The sequence below is a fragment of the Methylobacterium sp. J-076 genome (genome assembly GCF_022829405.1).
GTDB lineage: Bacteria > Pseudomonadota > Alphaproteobacteria > Rhizobiales > Beijerinckiaceae > Methylobacterium.
On the sequence record NZ_JAKSXW010000118.1, the window covers coordinates 93,974 to 118,186 of the forward strand.

The 24,213-nt window shown below is 71.7% G+C and carries 20 protein-coding genes; 5 read left to right on the forward strand and 15 right to left on the reverse strand.

The annotated features are described in order from the left end of the window. Positions 1-7: 7 nt before the first annotated feature. The 3 genes from MKK53_RS11760 to MKK53_RS11770 all read right to left on the reverse strand — a co-directional run bounded on the left by MKK53_RS11760 (position 8) and on the right by MKK53_RS11770 (position 1,324). A complete protein-coding gene (locus MKK53_RS11760) occupies positions 8-718 on the reverse strand; it encodes a phosphatidylserine decarboxylase (protein ID WP_243928878.1) in 711 nt (236 codons plus the stop codon). 61 nt (positions 719-779) lie between these two features. Further along, complete coding sequence (locus tag MKK53_RS11765) at positions 780-1,094, reverse strand: type II toxin-antitoxin system RelE/ParE family toxin (RefSeq protein ID WP_243928879.1); 315 nt, start codon at positions 1,092-1,094, stop codon at positions 780-782. After that, positions 1,091-1,324: a hypothetical protein gene (locus tag MKK53_RS11770; RefSeq protein ID WP_243928880.1), complete on the reverse strand. Its 234-nt coding sequence runs from the start codon at positions 1,322-1,324 to the stop codon at positions 1,091-1,093. The genes MKK53_RS11765 and MKK53_RS11770 overlap by 4 nt, the downstream gene beginning before the upstream one ends. A 61-nt stretch (positions 1,325-1,385) precedes the next feature. Here MKK53_RS11770 and MKK53_RS11775 point away from each other — a divergent pair, with 61 nt between their 5' ends. Beyond that, the gene (locus MKK53_RS11775; protein WP_243928881.1) at positions 1,386-2,282 is read left to right on the forward strand and encodes an NAD(P)-dependent oxidoreductase; all 897 of its coding nucleotides are present in this window, start codon (positions 1,386-1,388) and stop codon (positions 2,280-2,282) included. A 16-nt stretch (positions 2,283-2,298) separates the two neighbouring features. Here MKK53_RS11775 and MKK53_RS11780 read toward each other — a convergent pair whose 3' ends face one another. From MKK53_RS11780 to MKK53_RS11800, 5 genes are all read right to left on the reverse strand, one after another. Beyond that, on the reverse strand, positions 2,299-3,093 hold the full coding sequence (locus MKK53_RS11780) for an ABC transporter ATP-binding protein (protein WP_243928882.1): 795 nt from the start codon (positions 3,091-3,093) through the stop codon (positions 2,299-2,301). Between the two features lie 5 nt (positions 3,094-3,098). Next, complete coding sequence (locus MKK53_RS11785) at positions 3,099-3,908, reverse strand: ABC transporter permease (protein WP_243928883.1); 810 nt, start codon at positions 3,906-3,908, stop codon at positions 3,099-3,101. A 4-nt stretch (positions 3,909-3,912) separates the two neighbouring features. After that, positions 3,913-4,884, reverse strand: a complete 972-nt coding sequence (locus tag MKK53_RS11790) for an ABC transporter substrate-binding protein (protein WP_409564317.1) — start codon at positions 4,882-4,884, stop codon at positions 3,913-3,915. Positions 4,885-5,020: 136 nt separating this feature from the next. Next, positions 5,021-6,382 carry a hypothetical protein gene (locus MKK53_RS11795; RefSeq protein WP_243928885.1) on the reverse strand — a complete coding sequence of 454 codons (1,362 nt, stop codon included), beginning with the start codon at positions 6,380-6,382 and terminating at the stop codon, positions 5,021-5,023. A gap of 82 nt (positions 6,383-6,464) precedes the next feature. Continuing rightward, positions 6,465-8,390 (reverse strand): ABCB family ABC transporter ATP-binding protein/permease, encoded by a 1,926-nt coding sequence (locus MKK53_RS11800; RefSeq protein WP_243928886.1) that lies wholly within the window; start codon positions 8,388-8,390, stop codon positions 6,465-6,467. A gap of 306 nt (positions 8,391-8,696) precedes the next feature. On the opposite strand from MKK53_RS11800, the gene MKK53_RS11805 reads away from it, so the two are divergent. After that, positions 8,697-9,536 (forward strand): DUF3658 domain-containing protein, encoded by an 840-nt coding sequence (locus MKK53_RS11805; RefSeq protein ID WP_243928887.1) that lies wholly within the window; start codon positions 8,697-8,699, stop codon positions 9,534-9,536. Here the strand turns inward: MKK53_RS11805 and MKK53_RS11810 are convergent. After that, complete coding sequence (locus MKK53_RS11810) at positions 9,491-10,894, reverse strand: LysM peptidoglycan-binding domain-containing protein (protein WP_243928888.1); 1,404 nt, start codon at positions 10,892-10,894, stop codon at positions 9,491-9,493. The two genes, MKK53_RS11805 and MKK53_RS11810, sit on opposite strands and share 46 nt — an antisense overlap. 229 nt (positions 10,895-11,123) lie before the next feature. Here MKK53_RS11810 and MKK53_RS11815 point away from each other — a divergent pair, with 229 nt between their 5' ends. Then, a complete protein-coding gene (locus MKK53_RS11815; RefSeq protein WP_243928889.1) occupies positions 11,124-11,720 on the forward strand; it encodes a TIGR00730 family Rossman fold protein in 597 nt (198 codons plus the stop codon). A 225-nt stretch (positions 11,721-11,945) separates the two neighbouring features. Further along, positions 11,946-15,212: an autotransporter domain-containing protein gene (locus MKK53_RS11820; protein WP_243928890.1), complete on the forward strand. Its 3,267-nt coding sequence runs from the start codon at positions 11,946-11,948 to the stop codon at positions 15,210-15,212. 63 nt (positions 15,213-15,275) lie between these two features. On the opposite strand, the gene MKK53_RS11825 is transcribed toward MKK53_RS11820, so the two are convergent. Beyond that, positions 15,276-16,493 carry an ABC transporter substrate-binding protein gene (locus tag MKK53_RS11825; RefSeq protein ID WP_243928891.1) on the reverse strand — a complete coding sequence of 406 codons (1,218 nt, stop codon included), beginning with the start codon at positions 16,491-16,493 and terminating at the stop codon, positions 15,276-15,278. A 221-nt stretch (positions 16,494-16,714) separates the two neighbouring features. Here MKK53_RS11825 and MKK53_RS11830 point away from each other — a divergent pair, with 221 nt between their 5' ends. Continuing rightward, entirely contained in the window at positions 16,715-18,847 is a 2,133-nt protein-coding gene (locus tag MKK53_RS11830; protein WP_243928892.1) for a molybdopterin-dependent oxidoreductase, read from the forward strand. Between the two features lie 55 nt (positions 18,848-18,902). Here MKK53_RS11830 and MKK53_RS11835 read toward each other — a convergent pair whose 3' ends face one another. The 5 genes from MKK53_RS11835 to MKK53_RS11855 all read right to left on the reverse strand — a co-directional run bounded on the left by MKK53_RS11835 (position 18,903) and on the right by MKK53_RS11855 (position 24,114). Then, positions 18,903-19,793, reverse strand: coding sequence for a 3-keto-5-aminohexanoate cleavage protein (locus tag MKK53_RS11835; RefSeq protein WP_243928893.1), 891 nt, complete (start codon positions 19,791-19,793; stop codon positions 18,903-18,905). Between the two features lie 217 nt (positions 19,794-20,010). Beyond that, positions 20,011-21,009 (reverse strand): nickel/cobalt transporter, encoded by a 999-nt coding sequence (locus MKK53_RS11840; protein WP_243928894.1) that lies wholly within the window; start codon positions 21,007-21,009, stop codon positions 20,011-20,013. Continuing rightward, positions 21,000-21,656 carry a DUF1007 family protein gene (locus tag MKK53_RS11845; protein WP_243928895.1) on the reverse strand — a complete coding sequence of 219 codons (657 nt, stop codon included), beginning with the start codon at positions 21,654-21,656 and terminating at the stop codon, positions 21,000-21,002. Before MKK53_RS11845 ends, MKK53_RS11840 begins: the two co-directional genes overlap by 10 nt. A 229-nt stretch (positions 21,657-21,885) precedes the next feature. After that, positions 21,886-22,794 (reverse strand): amino acid ABC transporter substrate-binding protein, encoded by a 909-nt coding sequence (locus MKK53_RS11850; protein WP_243928896.1) that lies wholly within the window; start codon positions 22,792-22,794, stop codon positions 21,886-21,888. Between the two features lie 39 nt (positions 22,795-22,833). Next, positions 22,834-24,114, reverse strand: a complete 1,281-nt coding sequence (locus tag MKK53_RS11855; protein ID WP_243928897.1) for a dicarboxylate/amino acid:cation symporter — start codon at positions 24,112-24,114, stop codon at positions 22,834-22,836. Positions 24,115-24,213 lie beyond the last annotated feature (99 nt).

Sequence of the window (24,213 nt, forward strand, 5' to 3'; positions counted from 1 at the left end):
GCACCCCTCAGATCCGGCGGAAGCTGCGCGCGGGGCCGCCGCCGAGGTCGGCCAGCACGGTCTCGCCCGCCACCGCCTTCTGCCCGAGGCCGACGAGCACGCTGGCCCCGGCCGGCAGGTAGACATCGACCCGGGAGCCGAACCGGATTAGCCCGAACCGGTCGCCGGCCGCGAGGGTGTCGCCGGCCGAGACGAAGCCGACGATCCGCCGGGCCACCAGGCCGGCGATCTGCACCACGCCGATGCGCTTGGCCGCGCCGCCATGCGTCGTCTCGACCACGAGCCCGTTGCGCTCGTTGTCGTCGCTGGCCTTGTCGAGTTCGGCGTTGAGGAACAGGCCCGGCGTGTAGTGGATCTGCCCGATCCGCCCCGCCACCGGCATCCGGTTCACGTGGCAGTCGAACACGTTCATGAACACCGAGACGCGCAGCGTCGGCACCTGCGGCAGGTCGAGCTCGGGCGGGGGCAGGACGGTGGCGATGAGGTTCACCCGCCCGTCGGCCGGCGACACCACCAGCCCGTCGCCCACCGGCACGACCCGCTCGGGATCGCGGAAGAAGTAGCAGACCCACAGCGTCAGGATCAGGAAGATCCAGCCGAAGAACTGGGAAAAGTAGCCGGCGAGCACCGTGAGGACGATGCCGATCAGGATGAAGGGGTACCCCTCCTTGTGGATCGGCACCAGCGTCCGCCGGATCGTCTCGATGAGGTCGGTCATGCTGTGGGGGCTCGGGGGAAGCGGATCTCTGCCGGGCGGATGGCAGTCCGCCGGGCCGGCGTCAACTTTCGGGGGGCGGGCGTGGCGCGGCATCGGGCATCGAGACCGGATCGCGGGCCGCATGGCGCAGGGCGATGACGACGACCGCGTCCTCCGCGATCTGGTAGAACAGCAGATACGAGTAAGGTCTGACGACGATGCGGCGCAGCCGTGGCGAACTCGTCAGCGTGCCGCAGCGCGGCTGATCCGCCAAACGGTCGAGCACCGCGTCCAACCGGTTTCGGACATTGGCGGCGCCCGAGGGGGATATGTCCGCGATGCCGGCCAGGATCGCGTCGATCTCGGTCAGGGCATCCGGAGTAAAGCGAAGCTTCACCGCCCGTATTTCGCCCAGACCGCCTGGACTTGCTCGTCCGTGGCAAACTCCCCGCGTGCCGCTTGAGCGAGGGAGGGGGCGAGGTCCGCCTCCTCCTCCGGCGTCAGCCGATACACGGCCCCGGCCTCGTCATCGCCCGCGAGCTGAAGCAGCACGCGGGCGAAATCGTCCTGCATGTCGTCGGGGAGCGCGCGGACGCGCGCGATGGCTCGTTCCAGAAGCTCGGTCATGGCGGCATTATGCACGGGGCGGGGTCGGACAGAAGCGATTCCCGCTCCAAGCAGGCGCCCCATGACCACTGACATCGCATTCCTCGGCCTCGGCGCGATGGGCGCGCCGATCGCCCGGCACCTCGCGGCCAAGCGCGACCCGGGGCAGACCGTCACGGCGGTGGATGCCGACCCCGCGCGGCTCGCCGGGCTCGCCGGGCCGGGCCTCGTCGCCACCACCGACCGGGCTGGGCTCGACGGGGCGCAGGTGCTGTTCCTCTGCCTGCCCGACGGGGACGTGGTCGAGGCGGTGCTGTTCGGACCGGAGGGGGGCGCCGCGCGCCTCGCGCCGGACGCCATCGTGGTCGATCTCAGCACGACGACCCATGCCGACGCCTTGCGCATCGGCCGAACCCTGGAGTCGGGCGGGCGGCGCTTCCTCGACGCGCCGATCTCCGGAGCGCCGGCCGGCGCCGAGGCCGGGACGCTCACCGTGATGTGCGGCGGCGACGGGGAGGTGTTCGCGGTCGTGCGCCCGCTCCTCGACCGGTTCGGCGCCACGGTCCTGCACATGGGACCGACGGGGGCGGGCCAGCTCACCAAGACGGTCAACAACGTGCTCTACGACATCCACATCGCGGCGCTGGCCGAGGTGCTGCCCATGGCGGTGGCGATGGGGCTCGATCCGGCGAAGCTCGGGCAGGTCGTCACCACCGGCACCAGCCGCAGCTACGCCTCGCAGTACTTCGTGCCCCGCATCCTCAAGGGCGAGTTCGACGAGGGCTACCCCCTCGGCAAGGCCTACAAGGACCTCGTCAGCGCCGCCCACGTCGCCGCCGAGCACGGCTTCCCCCTCCCCGTCACGGCGGCGGCCACCGCGACCTACCAGACGGCGCTGCGCCAGGGCCACGGCGACCGCGACAAGGGCGCGATGGTGCTGCCGTTCGAGGCGCTGCTGGGGGTGAAGGTGCGGGGGTGAGGCCGGGGCCTTCCCCTCAATCCACCGCCGGGGCGTGCAACTCCGCATCGGTGAAGCGAGCCTGCTCCTCCATGACCAGTTGGCCGAGCTCGCGCTTGATCGCGTTGAATTCGGCGCTCGCCGGATCGCGCGGGCGGGGCATCGGGACCGTGACGTCGCGTTTGATGCGGCCGGGGCGGTAAGTCATCACCAGGATGCGGTCGGCGAGGTAGATCGCCTCCTCGATGGAGTGGGTGACGAAGACGATGGTCTTGCGGTCCTCGGCCCAGATCCGCAGCAGCTCGTCCTGCAGGGTTCGCCGGGTCAGCGCGTCGAGGGCGCCGAAGGGCTCGTCCATCAGCATGACGGGCGGGTCGAGGGCGAGGATGCGGGCGATGGCCACCCGCTGGCGCATCCCGCCGGAGAGGTCCTTCGGGTAGCGGGTGCGGAAGTCGGCGAGGCCGAGCTTGTCGGTGATCCGCGCCACCGTCGCCTCGGCCTGCGCCTTCGGCACGCCCTTCACGTCGAGGCCGAAGCGGATGTTGTCCTCGACGCTCATCCACGGGAACAGGGCGTATTCCTGGAACACCATGCCCCGGTCCGGCCCCGGCTCCCGCACCGGCCTGCCGCCGACGCTGATGGTCCCCGCGCTCAGCGGGGTGAACCCCGCCATGGCGTTGAGCAGGGTGGACTTGCCGCAGCCCGAGGGGCCGAGCAGGCACAGGAACTGCCCCTCCGGCACGGTGGCGGTGATGTCCTGCAGGGCGGGCACCCCCGCGGCTCCGCTGCCGAACACCTTGACGGCATTCGTGACGACGATCTCTGCGGACATCGCGATCAGCGCTCCAGGCCGCGGTGCCAGCGCAGCAGGTGGTCGTTCAGGCGGCTCATGGCGCCGTCGATGATCAGGCCCAGGATGCCGATGGTCAGCATCCCGCCGATGATCTTGTCGGACCACATGTATTCCCGCGCCTCGAGGATGCGGTAGCCGAGCCCGTCCGACACCGCGATCATCTCGGCGACGATCACCACGATGAAGGCCGTGCCGATGCCGATCCGCATCCCGGCGAGCACGAACGGGCTCGCCGCCGGCAGGATCACCCGGCGGAACATCGTCCAGCGTCCGGCCCCGAGGTTGCGGGCGGCGCGGATGTAGATCGAATCCACCTGCCGCACCCCGGCGATGGTGTTCACCAGCACCGGGAAGAACGTGCCGAGGGCGATCAGGAACAGGGCCGGCGGGTTGCCGAGCCCGAACCAGACGATGGCGAGCGGGATATAGGCGATGGGCGGGATCGGCCGCAGCACCTGCAACAGCGGGTTGAACAGGCTGTAGAGCCCATCGCTGGTGCCGAGCATCAGGCCGATCGGCACGGCGAGCCCGGCGCCCAGCGCGAAGCCCGCCAGCACCCGCCCGAGGCTGGAGACCGCATCGTGCGGCATCTCGCCGGAGAACAGCCAGGAGAGGTAGCTCTCCTGCCCCGGATCGTAGGGCAAGGCGGGCTGGAGGCCCGCCCACCACTTCACCGCCACCGCCGAGGGCGGGGGCAGCACCACGGGGGAGACCGCGCCGGTGCGGCTCAGGACCTCCCAGAGGAGGAGCAGCCCCAGCGGGACCAGGACGCCGCGGAAGGACGAGAGCGTCATCGGCTCACTCGACCTTCAGGTCGGCCTTGGCCTTGTCCAGAAGGTCGAGCTTCACCCACTCGGCGTCGGATTTCGGCGGGTTCTGCATCTTCCCCAGGCCGTACTTCATCATGGTGTCGGTGGTGGTCTGCATGTGCCCGGCGGGCATGGCGTAGGTGTAGCTGGCGTTGGCCATGCCATCGCGAAAATCCTGGCTGGACAGCTGGCCCTTGAACACCTGCTCGCGGACGTATTTCTCCGCCAGCGCCGGATCGTCGATGAACGCCTTCGTGGCGGCCACGAACACCTTCAGCACCTTGGCGGCCACCTCCGGGCGCTCGGCGTACATCTTCTCGGTCATCACCAGGGGGCGCACCGGCTTGCCGATGGGCGTGTCGTAGGGCTTCACCAGCTCGACGCCCCAGCCGGCGCTGATCGCCTGCGTCGATTGCGGCTCGGACTGGCAGATCACGTCGACGTATTTCTGCGCCAGCGCCTGGTTCAGGTCGGCGTAGTTGTTGAAGTAGGTCAGCTGCACGTCCTTCCCGGGCCGCTCGGACCAGGTCATCCCGTGCTTGTCGAGTTCGGCGAGCAGCATCAGGTCCTGGGTGCCGCCGCGGACGGTGGCGACCTTCAGGCCCTTGAGGTCGGCGGCGGACTTGGCCGGCAGGTCCGGCCGCTTGAGGATGCGCACCCCGCCGTCGGCGAAGCCGGCCACCACCAGGAGCTTCACCCCGTTGCCGCGGGCGGCCACCGCCCCGTCGCCGCCGGAGGCGGCGATGTCGATCTGGTCCACCGCCATGGCGGGGTAGATGTCCGCGCCCTTGGCGAACTGGCGCTCGTCGATCTTGAGGCCGAATTTCGGGGCGATCTCCTTCATGTAGGAGATGGCGCCGTAATGGGCGAACTTGAGGTTGCCGAGGCGCACCACGTCCTCGGCGCGGGCCGGGGCGGCGAGCGCCACGGCGGCGACGCAGGCCGCCAGCAGATGTCTGATCACGAAACTTCTCCCCGGGGACAGGTGTTCGTCCAGCCGGCCTTCTTCGTGGGCCGTGCCTGTCAGGGGTATATCGCTTCGCGCGCCGAGTTAATCCCGCCCGCGGGCCTTTCCGGTGATGTGGGAGGAAAACCTCCTACGGCGCCGCCCCCACCGGCGTGCCGGGGCATCCCAGATGCGCCGGGTTGGTGGACACCACCCCCGCGTTGCAGCCGGGCTTGGTCCCCACGAAGAGCGGCGTGCCCGGTGCGCCGGCCGGCGCGAGGAAGCCGATGGGCCGGGTGGCGCCGCCGAGGTGATGCGGGTTCGTGGTCACGATGTCGGCGGCGGGGCCCCGTGCGGCCCCCGCATAGAGGGCGACCTCGGCCGGGGACGTCCGGGCGCTGAGCGCCACCCCGACCGGCGCGGTGGCGCAGTGCCGAAAGCCGGGATCGACCGTGACGATCCCGGCATTGCAGCCCGTCGCCATGCCGACATAGAGGGGCGTGCCCGCGGCGTGGGCCGCCTCCGGCGCGGGGGCGACCACGTGCGGCGCCTGTTGCGCGCCCTGCCCGGTCAGGGCGGTGCGGAGGGCCGCCATGCCGTGCGTGACGTCGTCCAGGGTGCCGACCAGGGTGTAGCAGGTATAGGCGTGGTCGCCCGCCGGGATGGGGCCGGTGCGGAAGACGCAGTTCCACTTCACCGTCGCGTTGCCGGCGCCGGCCAGGGTCGAGAAATCGAAGCGACCGTAGCCGCCGTCAGAGCCCTTCTGCGGCAGGTCGGGGCTGTAGACGCCCATCGCCCGCGATCCGTCCGGCGTCGCCAGGATCACCGGGCGGGTCTGCTCCCCCGCGACCTGCGAGAGGGGCGCCAGGGCACCGCTGGCCGGATCGAAGCTCCAGAACTTCGAGAAGTCCGGCGGCATGTAGGCCGTCAGCGCTTCGAAGGTGGCCATCGCGTGGGGCTGCGCGGTGGTGAAGGTGGCCCGGTAGGCGATGGCGTTGGCGACGCCCCCGGCGCCGAGGGTGACGCGCTTCGTCAGCACGTCGTCCGATCGGGACGAGGCATAGGGCCCCGCGCCCTTCGGGCAGGAGCCCGCCTTCTCCCCCGGGCGCATCCAGTAGGCCATCTGCGCCCGGGTCTCCAGCGAGCCGGGGCCGAGCGTGAGGCCGGTGAGCAGGGTGGTGCTCCGGGGGCCCGCCGCATCGGCATTGCCGCCGGCCTCGGTGGGGTTGAGGCATTCGCCGTAGCCGTCGAACGAGGCCGCCGACTGCAATTCGCGGCCGTGATCGTGGGCGTTGATGAACTGCGTGCCGCCCCAGGTCAGGCTGTCGATGGCCCCGGCGGTGCGGCGGGAGATGCCCACGACGATGGCCGAGCCCTGGAAGGGCCGGCTGATCGTGGCCCGCCCGTCCGGCTCCGGCCAGGCGATGCCGGGCGCATCCTCGGCCGTGGCGGGGCCGGCGGTCGCCAGGATCGCGGCGACGCCGACGAGGGGGAGCAGTCTCAAGGCCATCATGCCGGCTCGAACACCCCTCGCGGCTCGCGTGTTCCCTCCGCGGATGGCGCGGGCGGGACGGCGGGCGGCGACCCGCCCGCCCTCACTCGGCCGGAACCGCCTCGCTCCGCCGCTCCGGCAGGGGGGCCCCGGCGGGAAGCTCGCTCCCGTCCGCGGCGCGGGCCAGCACCTCCCGGGCGGCGTCGGCCTCGCGCTGGCGGGCCCAGAGGGCGGCGTAGATCCCGCCCCGGTCGAGCAGCTCCCCATGGGTGCCGCGCTCGGCGATGACGCCCCGGTCGAGGACGAGGATCGCGTCGGCATTGACAACCGTCGAGAGCCGGTGGGCGATGACCAGCGTCGTGCGGCCCTGCGCCACCCTGTCCAGGGCGTCCTGGATCTCGGCCTCCGTGAACGAGTCGAGCGCCGAGGTCGCCTCGTCGAGGACGAGGATCGGCGGGCCCTTCAGGATGGTGCGGGCGATGGCCACGCGCTGCTTCTCGCCCCCCGAGAGCTTCAGCCCGCGCTCGCCGACCGGCGTCTCGTAGCCCTCCGGCAGGCCGGAGATGAAGCGGTCGATCTGGGCGAGGCTCGCCGCCTCGCGCAGCTCCTCCTCGCTGGCCTCGGGCCGGCCGTAGCGGATGTTGTAGCCGATCGTGTCGTTGAACAGCACCGTGTCCTGGGGGACCATGCCGATGGCCGCCCGCAGGGATTCCTGCGTCACCGTGGCGATGTCCTGCCCGTCGATGGAGATCCGGCCGGATTGCGGCTCGTAGAACCGGAACAGCAGGCGGGACAGGGTCGACTTGCCCGCCCCCGAGGGGCCGACGATGGCCACCGTCTGGCCGGGCTTCACCTCGAACGAGACCCCGCGCAGGATCGGCCGCTCCGGCGTGTAGGCGAAGCGCACGTCCTCGAACCGCACCGTGCCCCCTGGGACGGCGAGGGGCTTCGCCCCCGGCCTGTCGGCGATCTCGGGGTTCTGCCCGAGGATGCGGAACATGTCGTCGATGTCGATGAGCGCCTGTTTGATCTCCCGGTAGATCATGCCCATGAAGTTCAGGGGCATCGAGAGCTGCACCAGCATGGTGTTGGCGAGCACGAAGCCGCCGATCGTCGTGCGCCCGGCCAGGATGTCCCGCGCGGCGAGCCACATCACCGCCGTCATGCCCGCGGTGAAGATCGCCGCCTGGCCGGCATTGAGCACGGCCAGCGACACGTAGGTCTGCGTCGAGGCCTTCTCGTATTTCGCCATCGACAGGTCGTAGCGCGCGGTCTCGCGCGCCTCCGCGCCGAAATACTTCACCGTCTCGTAGTTGAGCAGTGAATCGACGGCCTTGGTGTTGGCGTCGGTGTCGGACGAATTCATCCGGCGGCGGATGGCGATCCGCCACTCGGTCGCCTTGTAGGTGTAGCCGAGATAGGCCGCCACGGTGAGCAGCGCGGTGAGCGCGTAGAGCCAGTCGAACTCGTAGGCGAGGATGCCGAGCACCAGGGCGAACTCGACGATGGTCGGCACCAGGGTCAGCACCATCAGGCGCGACAGGTCCTCGATGCCCGAGCGCCCCCGCTCCAGCACGCGGGTGAGGCCTCCGGTCTTGCGCTCCAGATGGAAGCGCAGGGACAGGGCGTGCATGTGCGTGAAGGTCAGCAGGGCGAGGCGGCGCACCGCGTGCATCGCCACCTTGGCGAACAGCCCGTCCCGGACCTGCGTCAGCAGCGCCATGGCGATCCGCGACAGGCCGTAGAGGCCGATGAGCAGCATCGGCGCGGCCACGAGGCCCGCCGGCACGCCGTTCTCGTGCCCGCCCACCGCCGCCACGAGGGCGTCGGTCGCCCACTTGAAGGTGAAGGGCGTCACCATCGTCGCCACCTTGGCGACGAGGAGCAGCCCGAAGGCGATGAAGACCCGCCGCTGCAGGTCCGGCCGGCCGTGCGGCCACAGGTGCGGCCACAGGCGGCGGTAGGTTGCGATCAGGCCGGGGCGTGCGGGCGGGGGCGTCCCGGCCGGGGGCGCGGTGTCGTCGGGCATGGGGAGGGTTCGATCGGTGGGATTAACCTGCATATAGGTCCGTGCGGCCCCGGGCGGCACCCCGGGGCGGTGCGGGGCGGGCATGAGCCGGCCGGCTCCGCCGCTGGCACCGGGCCGGCGCCGCGACGCCCCGTCCGCCCCGAACCGGCTGGCCGGCGGCCCGGGCCCCGAGCCGGAGCGACCCGGCCGGGCCGCTGTCACCAAACGTTACACACGTGGTCCTTTGGATCACATCGCAGCCACGCCGCGGCGCGACGATGCCCCGGTCCGTGACCCGGATCGGCGCGCGACGATGGAGGATGGGACATGCGGGGCGTCGCCGAGACCGTCCACGTGATGGCTGGGGTGAGCAGTGCGGAGACCATCCGCGATGCCCTCCGGTCGCAGGGCTGCGATGCGCGCGTCATCGGGCTTCCGAGCGGCCTGAACGTCGGCCCGATCGATCCGCCGGACCCGGATGTCCGCCAGAGGTGGATCAGGACCGTCCTGCGCTGCGATCCCCGCGACGATTGCCGGGAGCCGGAGGAGCCCTGGGCCGAGGCCACGTCGCCCGCCGTGCATCCCGTCTACTGGGTCTGCATGAGCGACGCCGCCGAGCAGGCCAGCTTCCTGGAATTCGCGTTCCGCATGGCCGGCCGCCCGTTCGACATCATCGACGCGACCGGCCTCGCCGTCGTCACGCGGGACGGCATCCGGAGGCCCTGGTCCCTCGGGATGATGCGCCGGGAGGACATCGTCGCCTCCGGCCTGAAGGACAGGCGGCGCGTCCTCCCGCGCGCCGAGTGCGAGGCCGCCGCGGCCACCTGGGCGCAGCTGAGGAGGGAGAATGCCCCACTCCGCGTCGTCCGGGACGGCCACCTGGTCTCGGCCCCGCTGACGCAGTTCGACGCCGCCCTCACCTCTCAGGCCAGGGCCGACTGGGAGGTCGCCGCCAGGGTGATCGGGCGCACCCTGCACCACCTGTCCGCCGCGCTGGACCCGCCGGGCCAGGGGGTAAGCGACATCGTCCTGTTCGGGCGCCTCCAGTCGCTCGGGGATGCGGGCGACCTCGCAATCAGGGGGCCCGGGCCGGGATTGCGCGACTACGAGGTTCGCCTCCCCTACCCCCGTCGGTCGTTGGGCAGCACGAAGAGCTGGCCCGGATAGATCAGGTCGGGATTGCGGATCTGCGTCTGGTTGGCGTCGTAGATCACCGTGTAGCGTTCGCCGCGGCCGTAGGTGCGCTTGCTGATCTGCCACAGGCTGTCGCCGCGGATGATCCGGGCGGTGGCGATCTCCGGCACGAACACCGCGCCGGATGCGGCCAGGCCCCGGCCCGTGCCGGGCATGGCCTGCCGGGTGGCCGCCATCGGCCCGTCGGCCTTCGCGGTGGAGGTGGCGTCCGCCGCCGCCGGCCCTGGGCCGCCCGCCCGGCCTGAGGCGGCGGGGGGCGTGGCGCCGCCCGTCCCCACGGCGTCCTGGCCGGATCGCGGCGAGGGCCGTCCCGCGGCCGCCTCGGCGACCTGCCGCGGCATCGCGAACGGCACCTCGGCGCGGTGGCGCACCTGCCCGGACCTGGGGTCGATCTCGTCGATCCGCACCTGATACTGGCCCCCGGCGACGCCGCGGCCGATGGTGAAGGTCACGCGCCCGTCCGGGCCGACCTTGCCCGGGGCGATCAGCGTGTCGTTGAGGTAGAGCCGCACCTCGGCGCCCGGCTTGCCGGCGCCCGTCACGAACAGCCGCCCGCCGGGCTCGGCATCGACGCTGACGATCCGCGCCGGCACCTCCGTCGCGCCGGACGGAGCCTGCGCCGCTCCCGCGCCCGTCCCCTGCCCCGCCGTGCCCGCGATGGCGGAGGGCGTCTCCGGTAGGCCGGGCTGCGAGAGCACCACGGTCGGCGCATCGGGGGACGTCAGCGCCACGAGGGGGCGGGTGTCGCCCTTGGGCGAGACCGAGACGGCCACGCTCTGCGGCGAGCGGGTCTCCTGCCCGTCCGCGGTGCGCGAGCGCAGGACGATCTCGCTGGCGCCCTTGGGCAGGGGCGGCGGGACGATGGCGAACTGGCCGTTCGGGTCGGCCAGGGCCCGGGCGACGGGCTTGCCGTCGACCAGCATCTCCACGACCGTGTTCGGCTTGCCCCGTCCGGCGACCACCGCGTCGCCGTTGGGCTCGATGCGGACGATGTCGAAACGCGGCGCATCGGCGGGCTCGGCCGCCTTGCCGCTCTCCTTGCCGGCGCTCTCCTCGCTAACGCCCTTCTGGCCCACGCCACCCTTGTCAGCACCCTCGCGGGCTGCGCCGTCGCCGGCCGCGCCCCTGTCGGCGGCGTCGCCCCGGCCTGCGCCCTTGCCGGCATCCCCGCTCGCCGGGCCGGCGGGCGCGGGGGCCGTGCTGCCCGCCTCCGGCCCGTCCCGCTGCGGCAGTCCGCCACCCCAATACAGGGCGGTCACGATCCCGAGCCCGGCCAGGAGGCCGGCGAGCGCCAGGACGATTCCGTGCCGCACCCGCCCCGTCGTCACCACGATCGCCTCCCCGCCGCCCCGCACTCAAGGGACGAAAACTCGAAACTTCGCGGACCTCCTCGTGGAAACCCGTCGACTGCGGCGCCTATAATACCGTACATGGGCCGGGCACCAAGCCGCCCCGTCCCCGAGACGGGCAAATCGCGCGGGAATTCAGCACTTTGCTGCGGTCTGCGCCCGATGCGGGACTTCCGGGGCGGCCCCCACGACGCGCGAAGGAGGGCGCCGGATGGCCCTGGTGAGGACGGTCTGTGTCTATTGCGGCTCCGGGTTCGGCCGGAATCCCGCCTTCCGCGAGGCGGCGGAGGTGCTGGGCACCGCCCTGGCGAAGGCCGGGATGTCGCTGGTCTATGGCGGCGGCGACGTCGGCCTGATGGGGGCCGTGGCCCGCGCCGTCCTCGAAGGCGGCGGCCACGTCACCGGCATCATCCCCGACTTCCTCCAGGCCCGCGAGAACATGCTGGAGGCGGTGAACGAGACCATCGTCGTGCCGGACATGCACACCCGCAAGCGCCTGATGTTCGAGCGCTCGGACGCCTTCGTGACCCTGCCGGGCGGCATCGGCACCCTGGAGGAGCTGGTGGAGCAGCTCACCTGGGCGCAGCTCGGGCGGCACAGGAAGCCGGTCGTGCTGGTCTCGGTCGATGAGTTCTGGGCCCCGCTCCTCGGCCTGTTCGACCACATGCGCGATCACGGGTTCATCCGCGACGGGCTCGACCTCAGCTACCTCGTCACGCCGGACGCGCAGGGCGTCGTGCCGCTCCTCCAGGCCGCCGGCCGGGAGGCGGACGAGCGCGCGGAGGCGTTCGTCACCACGCGCATGTGACGGCCTCCCCCGGCGCCTCAGGCCGAGGGCGGCACGCGCGTGGCCCCGCCCTCGGCCTCCCGGCAAGCATTGCGGCTCTATAACTTTAGTCGGCTCAAGCAACTGGATGTTGCCGCAAGATCACGCCGCGATCGGAATCAATTTATGACTGAATTATGACAGCATCACCAGCGTAGGCCTTTGTTAGAGACCCGCCATCAGGGGACCAGCCGGTGGGGGACGACAATGGACTTCAAGCAGAGTGTCTCGCTCGCCGCGCTCGCCCTGGCGGCGTTCGGCGTGCCGGCCGCACAGGCCCAGACGGTCAACACCACGCCGTCCAACGTCAACGTGCTCAACCTGCTGAGCCCGTTCCTGGGCCTGAACGGCACGGAGGTCGGCCGGCAGACGCTGCAGCTCAACCTGTCGCAGGCCATCGCCCAGAACCAGGGCGCCTCGGTGGCGGACCAGCAGAAGGCGATCAGCGACAAGGCGCTGCCGGGCAGCGCGGCCTTCGCCACCACCATCACCCTCGCCGACGGCACGCGGGTGACCCTCGGCCCGGCGGACAACCTCGCGGGCGGCCTGCCGCTCCAGGCGGCCCAGAGCGCGGGCGGCCTCAACCCCCTGCAGCCGGTGGGCGGCCTCGGGCCCCAGCTCGGCGCGATCTACCAGGCCGGCATCCGCGCCAGCACCGGCACGTCCGGCCCCCTGGCCGCCACCTTCAACCTGCTGAACCGGGCCTACTCGGTGTTCAGCGCCGATCTCGGCGTGGCGAAGAACTACTTCGCCAACGGGGCCGCCACCAACCCGAGCACCACCCCCGCCGGCTACGTCCCGGTCGCGGCCGTGGCGCCCGCGGGCTACACCCTGCCGACCTCGTCCTACACCATCCCCACGGGCTCCCCCGCCGGCGCGGCCGGCGCCACCGGCACCCTGCCGAACCGCTACGACAGCGTCCTCGACCTCGCCTACAACGTGCGCAACACGCAGGGCGGGCAGGACGTCTACGGCTCGTCGCGGCCGATCCAGGTGGCCCAGAGCCGGTACAACGTGTTCGATCCGACGGCGCTGAACGGCATCGCCACCAACCCGTCCTTCCCGAGCGGCCACACGCAGTACGCCTTTACCGACGGCTACCTGCTCGCCATGCTGGTGCCGCAGCAGTACCAGAACATGGTGCTGCGGGCGTCGGACTACGCCAACGACCGCATCGTGCTGGGCGTCCACTACCCCCTCGACATCATCGCCTCGCGGGCCTTCTCGGCCTACGACCTCGCGCAGGCCTTCACGAACCCGGCCTACATCGCCACCGCCGCGACCACCGGCACGGCGATCAACATGCCGGCCCTGTTCACCGCGGCCCAGGCCGAACTGCAGAGCTACCTCTCGGCCCAGTGCGGCAACACCGTCGCCGCCTGCGCCGCGGGTTCGGCCAACACCGCGAACAACCCCTACATCCCCTCCGCGGCCAACCAGGCGCTCTACCAGTCGCGCATGACCTACGGCCTGCCGACCCTGAGCTTCGCCCAGGCGCCCCGGGAGCAGGCCCCGTCCGGCGGCCCCGACGCCTCGATCCTGCTGGCGACGCTCTACGGCGGCTCGACCGCCGCGGCCAAGACCCTCGCCCCGTCCGGCGGCCTCTACGGCCAGCTCTCGACCGGGACGATCAACCAGATCCTGGTGAACACCGAGAGCAACGCGCTCGCGGCGTTCTACGGCTCGGCCCTGAGCTACTGGGCCCGGCTCGACCTCTATTCGGCCGCCGGCTATTTCGGGAACGTCACCGGCACCCTGACGATGGACCCCACCGACCGGCTCACCACCGGGGCGAGCATCGGCGACGGCGGCGCGCTCTCCGCCAACGGCACGATCGGCGGCGCGGTGATCGTGAACGCGGGCGGCGTCCTCGGCGGCACCGGCACGGTCGGCGGCCTCGCGGCCCTCTCCGGCGGCACGGTGGCGCCGGGCAACTCCATCGGCACCCTGACGGTGGCGGGGAACGCCACCTTCGCCCCGGGCTCGGTCTATCAGGTCGAGGCCAACGCCGCCGGCCAGTCCGACCGGCTGGCGGTGACGGGCGCCGCCACCCTGGCGGGGGGCACGGTGCAGGTGCTGGCCCAGGCCGGCACCTACGACCCGCGCACCCGGTACGCGATCCTCAACGCGGCCGGGGGCGTCTCCGGGCAGTTCGCGGGCGTCACCTCGAACTTCGCCTTCCTCACCCCGACCCTGCGCTACCAGCCGACCGAGGTCGACCTGACGCTGACGCGCAACGACGTGGCGTTCTCGTCCCTCGCCACCACCCGCAACGCCGCCGCCGCGGCCAACGCCATCCAGGCGGCCGGGCCGGGGCTCGCGGCCTACAACGCCACCGTCGGCCTCTCGACCCCGGAGGCCCAGGGCGCTTTCCGGGCGCTGTCGGGGGACATCCACGGCTCGACGGTGTCCTCGTCCTACGAGACCGCCTTCTTCGTCCGCGAGGCGATCCTCGACCGGCTGCGCTGGGGCACCACCCCCGGCGCCGCCTCGGGGCTGAACTTCGGCACCCTCCCCGCCGCCTACACCGCCGACCTGCCCTCCCGCCGGCCGCTGATCTCCGCGGTGCCGATGCAGACCCTCGATCCGACCGTGGTCGGCGTCTGGGGCCAGGGCTTCGGCGCCTTCGGCAGCGCCTCGGGCGGGAACGCGTTGGGCCTCGACCGGACGTTGGCCGGCTTCGCCGCGGGCCTCGACGTGCGGCTGCCGAGCGGGATCAAGCTCGGCGTGGTCGGCGGCTACACCGAGAACACCCTCGACACGAGCGGCCGGTTCGAGTCGGCGAGCGTGACGAGCGGCTTCGGCGGCGTCTACGGCGGCTATGAGCTCGGGCCGGTCTCGGTGCGGCTCGGCGCGGTCTACGCGGACGAGGCGCTGCGCACCCGGCGGACGGTGAGCTTCCCCGGCGTGGCCGACACCCCGACCGGCCGCTACGGCGGCTATACGGTGCAGGGCTTCGGCGAGGTCGGCTACCGGTTCGTCCTGGGCCAGCCGGCCCCGGCGGTGCTGGTGTCGAAGGGCGCGGCGGTGACGCCGGTCCAGCCGGCGCTGACCTACCTCGAGCCCTTCGTCGGCGGCGCCTATGTCGGCATCCACCGGGACGGCTTCGCCGAGACCGGCGGCGTGGCGGCCCTGCGCGGCCTGACCCGGGACTACGACCTCGGCGCCCTGACGGCGGGCGTGCGCGGCCAGACCGCCTTCGACCTCGGCCTCGGCCTGCCCCTCTCGGCCCACGCCCTGCTGGGCTACCGCAGGGCCTTCGGGGACGTGGTGCCGAAGGCGCTCCTGTCCTTCGGCACCGGCCCGGCCTTCCTGTCGGCGGGCGTGCCGATCGACCGGGATGCGGTGGTGGCGGAGGTCGGCCTCGATCTCGCGGTCGCCCCGAACGCGACGCTGGGCGTGGCCTATACCGGCCAGACCGGCCCGCGGGCGCAGGACCAGGCGGTGAAGGGGAACTTCACCTACCGGTTCTGATCACGCCGCGACGTCACCCTCAACACCCCCTCCCCCGCAGAGGGGGGAGGGATTTCACGGCCGCTACTTCGCGATCATCGGGCACCCGCCCTCGCTCATCGGGCGGAAGGCCTGGTCGGCGGGGATGGTCTCCAGCACCTTGTACAGGTCCCACTCGCCCTTCGATTCGGAGGGCGCCTTGGCCTCGAACAGGTACATCGGGTGGATCTTGCGCCCGTCGGGGCGGATCGTGCCCTTGCCGAAGAGCGGGTCGTCGGTGGGGATCTCCTTCATCTTGGCGACCACCGCCGCCCCGTCCTTGGCCGAGTGCAGGGCCTCCACCGCCTTCAGGTAGTGGAGCGTGCTGGCGTAGACGCCGGCTTGGTACGATGTCGGCTTCTTGCCCGGCATCTGCGTCTCGAACCGGGCGGCGAAGGCGCGGGTGGCGTCGGTCATGTCCCAGTAGAACGAGGCGGTGAACTGCAGGCCCTGGGCGACCTCCAGCCCGAGGGAATGGACGTCGGTGATGGCGATGAGCAGCGCGGCGAGCTGTTGCCCGCCCTGGCGGATGCCGAACTCGTGGGCCTGCTTGATGGCGTTGGCGGCGTCGAGCCCCGCATCGGCGAGCCCGATCACCTGCGCCCCCGAGGCCTGGGCCTGGAGCAGGAACGAGGAGAAGTCCGGGTTCGGGAACGGCGTGCGCACCCCGCCGACCACCTTGCCGCCGTTCTTCTCCACCACCGCCTTGGTGTCGCGCTCCAGCGCCAGCCCGAAGGCGTAGTCGGCGGTGATGAAGTACCAGCTCTTGCCGCCGCGCTTCAGCAGCGCCTTGCCGGTGCCGTTGGCGAGCGCCGCCGTGTCGTAGGTCCAGTGGACGGTGTTGGGCGTGCAGGCCGGGCCGGTGAGGTCGGCGGTGCCGCCGCCGGAATTCACGAACGCCTTGTTCTTCTCCTTGGTGATCTGCGCGATGGCGAGCGCCACCGAGGAGGTCGGAACGTCGAAGATCGCATCGACCCCGTCGCGGTCGTACCATTGCCGGGCGATGGAGGCGCCGACATCGGGCTTGTTCTGGTGGTCGGCGGCGATGACCTCGACCTTCAGCCCGTGCTCGGCCGGCTTGAAATCCTCCACCGCCATCCGCGCGGCCACCACCGCACCCTCGCCGGTGGAATCGAAGTAGACGCCGGAGCGGTCGTTCAGCACGCCGATCTTCACCGGCGCGAGGTCGGCGGCCCGTGAGGGCGCGGCACTGAACGCGCCGAGCACGGCGAGCGCCCCCGCGGCGAGGTGGCGAACCGGCATGTCTTCCTCCCTGTGGCGTCCGCGCGCCCGCCGCGTTCGGGGCGGCCGGTTGCGCGGGACGCGGCAGAGTAGCCGCCCCGCCCCGGGCTGGATACGGCCCGGGCGAGAGGAAGCGGGCCAAGCGTCACGGGGCACTTCAGGGGCGGTTGCCGGGTGCGCCGGCGGCGTGCATGATGCCCTTCAATAAGTCCAATTCAAAAAAACAAGACAGGGAGTGCGATATGCTGGAAGAGGCGACGACCCGGCTCGGTGCGTGCCCGCACGACTGCCCCGATACATGCTCGATGATCTATTCCGTCGAGGCGGGGAAGCTCACGGGCGTGCGCGGCAACCCCGACCACCCGATGACCCGGGGCGCCCTCTGCACGAAGGTCAAGGACTTCGACCGGCACCACTACAACCCCGACCGGGTGCTCTACCCGATGCGCCGCAGCGGTCCGAAGGGCAGCGGTCAGTTCGCGCGGATCACCTGGGAGGAGGCGCTGGACGAGATCCACCGCCGCTTCACCGCGGTGATCGACACCCACGGGGCCGAGGCGATCCTGCCCTACAACTACCTCGGCAACGAGGGCGTGGTGCAGGGGCTCACCGTCGGCGACGCCTTCTTCAACCGCCTGGGCGCCACCGTCGCGGAGAAGACCTTCTGCGGCTCCGGCTCGTGCACGGCGTGGCTCCTCACCGTGGGCCCGACCAACGGCACCGACCCGATGAGCTTCGCCCATTCGAAGTACATCGTGATCTGGGGCTGCAACTCCGTCTCCACCAACATCCACCACTGGCACGTGGTGAAGCAGGCCCAGCGCGAGGGCGCCAAGGTGGTGGTGATCGACCCCTACCGCTCCCGCACCGCCAAGGAGGCCGACTGGCACCTGATGCCGAAGCCCGGCACGGACGGGGCGCTGGCCATGGCGCTGATCCACGTCATCATCGCCGAGGGGCTGACCGACGACGACTACATCGCCCGCCACACGGTGGGCTTCGCCGAGCTCAAGGCGCGCGCGGCCGCCTTCACCCCCGAATACGCGCAGGACGTCTGCGGCATCCCCGCCGACGACATCCGGCGATTGGCGCGGGAATACGCCACCACCCGCAACGCGGCGCTCCGGCCCGGCGTCGCCGTAGAGCGCAGCGCGGGCGGGGCCCAGGCCCTGCGGGCGATCTTCTCCCTCCCGGCCCTCACCGGCTCGTGGAAGGATCCCGGCGGCGGCGTCTACCAGATGCCGCTCTGGGAGTTCCCCGTGCACTGGGACCGGGTCTGCCGGCCGGACCTGATCCCCGAGGGGACGCGGGCCCTGAACGTGCTCAAGCTCGGGGAGATCCTCACCGGCGAGGCGGGGATCGACCCCGGCATCCACGCCCTGATGGTCTACAACGCCAACCCGGTCTCGAACTCCACCGAGACCGCCCGGATCAAGCGCGGCCTCGCCCGGGAGGACCTGTTCACCGTCGTCAGCGAGCATTTCGTCACCGACACGGCCCGCTACGCCGACATCCTGCTCCCGGCCACGATGGCGGCCGAGCACGACGACATGATGTTCTCCTGGGGGCACTTCTTCTTCACCCTGAACCAGAAGGCGATCGAGCCGCCGGGCGAGACGGTCTCCAACGCCGAGCTGTTCCGGCGGATGGCCACGCGCTTCGGGTTCACCGAGCCGCAATTCGCCATGGGCGAGGCGGAGCTGATGGAGTGGTACCTCGACTGGGACAGCCCCAAGCTCGGCGGCATCGGCATGGACCACTTCCGCCGGCACGGCTGGTACCGCCTGGACATCGGCGATCCGGCCACCCGCACCCCCCATGCGGAGGGGAACTTCCCGACGCCCTCGGGCAAGTGCGAGTTCTACTCCGAGACGGCGGCGACCACCGGCAACTTCGTCGCCCCGCCCTTCCGGCAGATGTACGAGCAGCGCCAGGGCGGCGAGCCCCTCGACCCCCTGCCCGGTTACGTTCCGGCCAACGAGAGCCCGGCCACCAACCCGGCCCAGGCGGAGCGCTACCCGCTCAACATCGTCTCCCCCAAGAGCCACGGCTTCCTCAATTCGCAATACGCGAACGAGCCGCACAAGATCGCCGCGCAGGGCGGGCAGGCGATCCTGATCAACCCCCGCGACGCGCAGACCCGGGAGATCACCGAGGGGGCGCTGGTGAAGGTGTTCAACGACCGCGGCGCCTTCCACGGCCAGGCCAAGGTCACCGACGACGTGCCGCCGGGCATGGTGGTGGCCTCGCTGGGCTACTGGCACTCCCTGAACCGCGACGGGGCGGTGAACGTGATCAGCGCGTCCACCTACGGCGGCATGGGCCACTCCCCGACCTTCAGCGACAACCTCGTCCAGGTCGGGCTGGCGCAGTAGGGGCCGGGGCGTCTCGCCCTCCCCCGCAGAGGCGGGGGGGGGAGCGCGCGGCCGGCTATCCGCCCAACCCCAGGATCCCCCGCGCCTCGGCGGGGGTGGCGGGGGTGCGGTCGAGGTGGGCGAGGAGGCTCACCGCCTTCTCGACCAGGGCCGCGTTGCCCGGCGCGAGCTGCCCGCGGGACAGGTAGAGGTTGTCCTCCAGCCCGACCCGGACATGGCCGCCCATCCCGGCGGCCACCGCCAGGATGGGGAACTCCGCCCGGCCGATGCCGAAGGCGGACCAGATCGCGCCCTCCGGCAACCGCGCCCGCAGGGCGACCAGGGTCTCGGGCGTGGCCGGCGCCCCCCAGGGGATGCCGAGGCAGAGCTGGAACATCGGCGGCCGGGCGAGGTGCCCCTCGGCGATGAGGTGCCGGGCCAGTTCGATATGGCCGAGGTCGAACACCTCGATCTCCGGCCTTGCCCCCGCCGCGCGGATGGCCTGCGCCATCGCCCGCAGGTGGGCCGGGGTGTTGAGGAACAGGTGCTCGCCGAAGTTCATCGTGGCGATGTCGAGGGTGCAGACCTCCGGCCGCAGGGCGGTGACGTGCCGGGTGCGCGCCTCCGGGGTGACGAAGGTGGTGCCCGGCCCCGCCACGGCGGGGTCCGCCTCGCCGGGCACGAAGCGCCCGCCCGCGCCGGTGGTGAGGTTCAGGATGACCTCGGCGTTCTTCTCGCGGATGCGCTCCACCACTTCCCGGTAGAGGGCGAGCGCCATGCTCGGCGCGCCGGTCTCGGGGTCGCGGACGTGGATGTGGACGATGGCCGCCCCCGCGGCGGCGGCCTCCAGTGCCGAGGCGGCGATGGCCGCGGGGCTCACCGGGACGGCGGGGTTCTTCCTCGGGGTGTCGAAGGAGCCCGTGAGCGCGCAGGTGATGATCGTCCTGTCGGCCGCGTCATGCGCCATGTCCCGTCCTCCCGGTGTTTCCGGGAGAGTGGCACGGCGGCGGGCCGCCCGGCCAGAGCGCCGCCGGCCGGAATGGAGACCGGTTCGACGGGGAGGCGCGTCGCGACGGGGGGCTAGACCATTGTCTGTAATCCATGGATCACAGACAATGGTCTAATCTCTTGTCTTTCGTGCATTTTCTTGCGCCGAACCGGCATCCACTTCGGCGGAAAACGCTCTAGCCGCCGACCCCGGTGGCGAGACCGGCGAGCATCGCCACCCCGAGCACCAGCACGAAGGCGGCGGCCAGGAGTTCGAGGCCGCCCACCGCGAGCGCCCCGGCCTGCCCGCGCCCGCCGGCCAGGGCCAGGGCGGCGCGCTTGGCGAAGACCGCCAGGGCGGCGAGGGCCGAGGTGGTGATCGCCGTGCCCGCCGCCATCGCCAGCACCGCGAGCACGCCCGCGGAGGGCACGCCCTGCGACAGGGCGAAGACCAGCACCAGCACCGCCCCGGCGCAGGGCCGCGAGCCCGCGGCGAGGACGATCCCCAGCCGCTCGCGCCAGGATTCGGCCTCCGCGGCGCGGGCGTCGGGCATGTGCGCGCAGCCCGGCCCGCAGGCGCCGGCCGGGGCGCCGGCCATGGCGAGCTGCCCGGCCTTGCGCCAGGTGAGGGCGAGGCCCGCGGCGGCCACGAGGGCGAAGCTCGCCGTCTCGATCACCGTGCCCGCGCGGGTCATCGCGGCGGCGGTGGCATTCAGGGCGAGGCTGCCGACGCCCACCAGCGCCATCGCGACGAGGGCCTGGAGCAGGGCGGCGCAGGCGCTGAGGGCGCAGCCCCGCCGGAAGGCGCGCTCGCCGGCCAGGATGTAGCCCGCGATCACCGCCTTGCCGTGGCCCGGCCCGGCGGCGTGGAACACCCCGTAGGCGAAGGCGAGGCCGACCAGCGGCGTCCAGTCGCCCCCGCCCTTCAGGGCCGAGACGGCGGCGTTCATCGCCTTGGAGAAGCTCGCCTGGAGGGCCAGGATCAGCCCCCCGAGGCCGGTGGCGGAGGGGGCCGCCTCGCGGAAGCCGATGCCGAAGGGCGAGCGCGGCGGCGGGCTCGCGATCCCCGGTGTGATCATCCACGCCAGCAGGGCGACGAGCAGCGCCGCCAGGGCGACGGCGCCCGCCATCAGGGCGAGGCGCCGGGGCAGGCGCGAGGCGGGCGCCGCGGGGGCGAGCTCGATCCCTACGGACACGCCACGATCACCCGGTTGGCGAACTGCTCGCCGAAATTGGAGGCGGCGGTCAGCGCCTCGAAGAACGCCTCGCTCATGCCGGCCTTGGCGTCGGCCACCTTCGCACCGTCGCCCTTCGGCCGGGTGACGGTGGCGGTGCAGCCCGGGGGCGCGCCCGAAAGGGTCACGGCGTCGGCCCCCTCGGCGAAGCCGAACGAGACGAAGTAGGTCGGGTCGTAGACCTCCAGGGCCGCCACGCCCCGGCCCGGCGCCGCCGGCGTCTTCAGGGGCAGGAGGAAGCTCAGGGTCAGGGCGTTGCCCTCCATCCGCATCCCCGGCTCCTTCGGGTCGGCGAAGGCCTGCTCCTTGCCGGCGACCTTAAGCTTGGTGAAGTAGCCGAACTCGGCGAGGTTCTCGGTGTTCGTCGCCGCCAGCCCGGCCAGTTCGGCGGGGGTGAGCTTGCCGTCCTTGTCGGCGTCGAGCCCCTGGGTGACGTAGGACGAGTATTCCGGATCGAACGCCCAGGAATGGCGCACGCCCGTCACCTTGCCTTCCGCGTAGACCACCTGCGCCTTGGCGGTGACCCAGACGTGGGGATGCGCCTGGGCGGCGCCCGCCGCGCAGCAGGCGGCGGCGATGAGGAGGCTGCGGAGGGCGGCGGTCGACATGGGCGGCACGCTCGCGGCTTCTGGTAAGCGAAGGGTGAACGCGGGCGTTGTCGGCGGGAGGTGGGGCGAAAGCGAGGCGCCGCGCGCGCGTCCCTCCCCCCTCTGCGGGGGAGGATGGCCCCCGAAGGGGGGCGGGAGAGGGGCGCCGCGACGGCCCCGGATGGGACGCCCGGCGCGACCTTTCCGGACGCGTCGCCCCCTCCCTGGTAGAGGGGGACGGAACGGCGGTTCACTCCCCCGCGTCCAACCCCATCAGCTGGAAGCTCACCCGCAGGTCGTCGGACATCGGCACGTCGAGGCGCTCGCCGTTCGGCAGGCGCCTGAGGAACCAGCGCTCGTAGGTCCAGCGCAGCTCGCGGGATTCGGCGAGCCGGGTGAACGTGGCCGCGACCAGGGCGGCCATCTCCGGGTCGTCCTTGCGGAACATGATGCCGTAGGGCTCGTAGGAGAGCTTGTCCGGCAGCACCGTGTAGGACGGCCCGTCCGCCGGATCGGTGGCGATCAGCCCGTAGAGCAGGATGTCGTCCAGGGCGAAGGCGTCGGCCTTGCCCTCCTTCACCATGGCGAAGGAGGCGGCATGGTCCGGGGCGGTGACCACCTGGGCCGCGATCTTCAGGCGGGCGAGGAGGTCGCGCAGGATCCCCTCGTTGGTGGTGCCGGAGGTGACGACCACCGTCCGGCCCGCGAGGTCCCGATAGGAGGCGACCGGAGACCCCTTCCGCACCAGGAGCTTCGTGGCGCTGATGAAGTCCACGGGCGAGAAGGCGACCTGCCGGCGCCGTGCGGCGTTGGCGGTGGTCGAGCCGCATTCGAGGTCGACCTTGCCGCCGGCGACGGCGGCGATGCGGGTGTCGGGGGTCACGGGCTCGTAGCGCACCTTGAGGGGCCGGCCGATCGCCTTCTGGACGTCCTCCACCACCTCGCCGCACAGGTCGATGGCGTAGCCCACCACCCGCGGCGTGCCGTCCGCGCGCTTGCCCTCCACGAAGGAGAACGGGATCGAGCTTTCCCGGTAGCCGATCACGATCTCCCCGCGCCCGGCGGCGCTCTTGAGGGTGCCGGTCAGCACCTCCACCGCCCGGGCCGGGCCGGCGGCGCAGAGCGCGAGGACGACGAGGGGGGCGACCCGCAGCGACATCGATATGGCTCTCAAGGGCATCGCCCTCCCCTCCCCGCCCTATTCCGCCGGCGCGGCGGCGGCGCCGACATGGTCGAGGCGCTGGTCGGACAGGGTGAGCTGCCCCTCCCACTTCGCCACGGCGACGGTGGCGATGCTGTTGCCGAGCACGTTGGTCGCCGAGCGGCCCATGTCGAGGAACTGGTCGATGCCGATGATCAGCAGCAGGCCCGCCTCGGGGATGTTGAACTGCGTCAGCGTCGCCGAGATCACCACCAGGGAGGCCCGCGGCACCCCGGCCATGCCCTTCGAGGTGACCATCAGCAGGAGCAGCATGGTGAGCTGCTGCGCCCAGGTGAGCGGGATGTTGTAGGCCTGCGCGATGAACATCACCGCGAAGGTGCAGTACATCATCGAGCCGTCGAGGTTGAACGAGTAGCCCATCGGCAGCACGAACGAGGTGATCTTGTTCGGCACGCCGAAGGTCTCGAGGTTCGAGAGCAGCTTCGGGTAGGCCGCCTCGCTCGACGCGGTGGAGAAGGCGAGGACGAACGGCTCCTTGATGAGGTTGACGAGCCGGCTGATTCCCCCGGTCCCGACCAGCAGGGCGCCCACCGCCAGCAGCAGGATCCACAGGCAGAACAACCCGGAATAGAACATCAGCATGAACTTGCCGTAGGTGACGAGCACGCCGATGCCCTGGGTGGTGATCGTCGCCGCGATGGCGGCGAAGACCGCCACGGGGGCGAACATCATCACGTAGCCCGTGACCTTGAGCATCACGTCGGCGATCCCCTCGATCCCCTTGGCGAGGAACTGGCCCTTCTCGCCGAGCGCCGCCAGCGCCACGCCGAAGAAGATCGAGAACACCACGATCTGCAGGATCTCGTTGTTGGCCATCGCCTCCACCGCGCTCTTGGGCACGAGGTGCGCGACGAACTCCTTCAGGGAGAGGGAGGCCGCCTTCAGGCCGGTGCCCGTCCCGGCCTCGGGCAGGGGCAGGTTCAGGTTGTGGCCGGGCTGGAGCATGTTCACCAGCACGAGGCCCAGCATCAGCGAGCAGAACGAGGCGCCCACGAACCACAGCAGCGCCTTGCCGCCGACCCGGCCGACGGCGGCCGTGTCGCCCATATGCGCGATGCCGACGACCAGGGTCGAGAACACCAGCGGCGCGATGATCATCTTGATCAGCCGCAGGAAGATGTCGGAGACCAGCGCGATATACCCGGCGATCTCCTTGGCCGTCTGCGGATCGGGCCATGTGATGCTGCAGGCGTAGCCGACGGCGATGCCGAGCACCATGCCGATGAAGATCAGGGTGGTGAGTCGCGAACCGGACATTGATGTCCCTCCCCGCATCCACACGGGATGATTGTACAATTTCTACCGTTCACGTGAGGCACGAATCGCGCCACGTGCAAGCCCGCCCCCTGTGTTCCG

What these genes read in the sequence shown, in the direction of transcription:
- MKK53_RS11770 (WP_243928880.1), bottom strand. Translation starts at nt 1,324, where the DNA reads ATGACCGAGCTTCTGGAACGAGCCATCGCGCGCGTCCGCGCGCTCCCC.
- MKK53_RS11780 (WP_243928882.1), bottom strand. Translation starts at nt 3,093, where the DNA reads ATGTCCGCAGAGATCGTCGTCACGAATGCCGTCAAGGTGTTCGGCAGC.
- MKK53_RS11825 (WP_243928891.1), bottom strand. Translation starts at nt 16,493, where the DNA reads ATGCCGGTTCGCCACCTCGCCGCGGGGGCGCTCGCCGTGCTCGGCGCG.
- MKK53_RS11785 (WP_243928883.1), bottom strand. Translation starts at nt 3,908, where the DNA reads ATGACGCTCTCGTCCTTCCGCGGCGTCCTGGTCCCGCTGGGGCTGCTC.
- MKK53_RS11800 (WP_243928886.1), bottom strand. Translation starts at nt 8,390, where the DNA reads ATGCCCGACGACACCGCGCCCCCGGCCGGGACGCCCCCGCCCGCACGC.
- MKK53_RS11820 (WP_243928890.1), top strand. Translation starts at nt 11,946, where the DNA reads ATGGACTTCAAGCAGAGTGTCTCGCTCGCCGCGCTCGCCCTGGCGGCG.
- MKK53_RS11815 (WP_243928889.1), top strand. Translation starts at nt 11,124, where the DNA reads ATGGCCCTGGTGAGGACGGTCTGTGTCTATTGCGGCTCCGGGTTCGGC.
- MKK53_RS11760 (WP_243928878.1), bottom strand. Translation starts at nt 718, where the DNA reads ATGACCGACCTCATCGAGACGATCCGGCGGACGCTGGTGCCGATCCAC.
- MKK53_RS11805 (WP_243928887.1), top strand. Translation starts at nt 8,697, where the DNA reads ATGCGGGGCGTCGCCGAGACCGTCCACGTGATGGCTGGGGTGAGCAGT.
- MKK53_RS11850 (WP_243928896.1), bottom strand. Translation starts at nt 22,794, where the DNA reads ATGTCGCTGCGGGTCGCCCCCCTCGTCGTCCTCGCGCTCTGCGCCGCC.
- MKK53_RS11855 (WP_243928897.1), bottom strand. Translation starts at nt 24,114, where the DNA reads ATGTCCGGTTCGCGACTCACCACCCTGATCTTCATCGGCATGGTGCTC.
- MKK53_RS11830 (WP_243928892.1), top strand. Translation starts at nt 16,715, where the DNA reads ATGCTGGAAGAGGCGACGACCCGGCTCGGTGCGTGCCCGCACGACTGC.
- MKK53_RS11845 (WP_243928895.1), bottom strand. Translation starts at nt 21,656, where the DNA reads ATGTCGACCGCCGCCCTCCGCAGCCTCCTCATCGCCGCCGCCTGCTGC.
- MKK53_RS11795 (WP_243928885.1), bottom strand. Translation starts at nt 6,382, where the DNA reads ATGATGGCCTTGAGACTGCTCCCCCTCGTCGGCGTCGCCGCGATCCTG.
- MKK53_RS11835 (WP_243928893.1), bottom strand. Translation starts at nt 19,793, where the DNA reads ATGGCGCATGACGCGGCCGACAGGACGATCATCACCTGCGCGCTCACG.
- MKK53_RS11775 (WP_243928881.1), top strand. Translation starts at nt 1,386, where the DNA reads ATGACCACTGACATCGCATTCCTCGGCCTCGGCGCGATGGGCGCGCCG.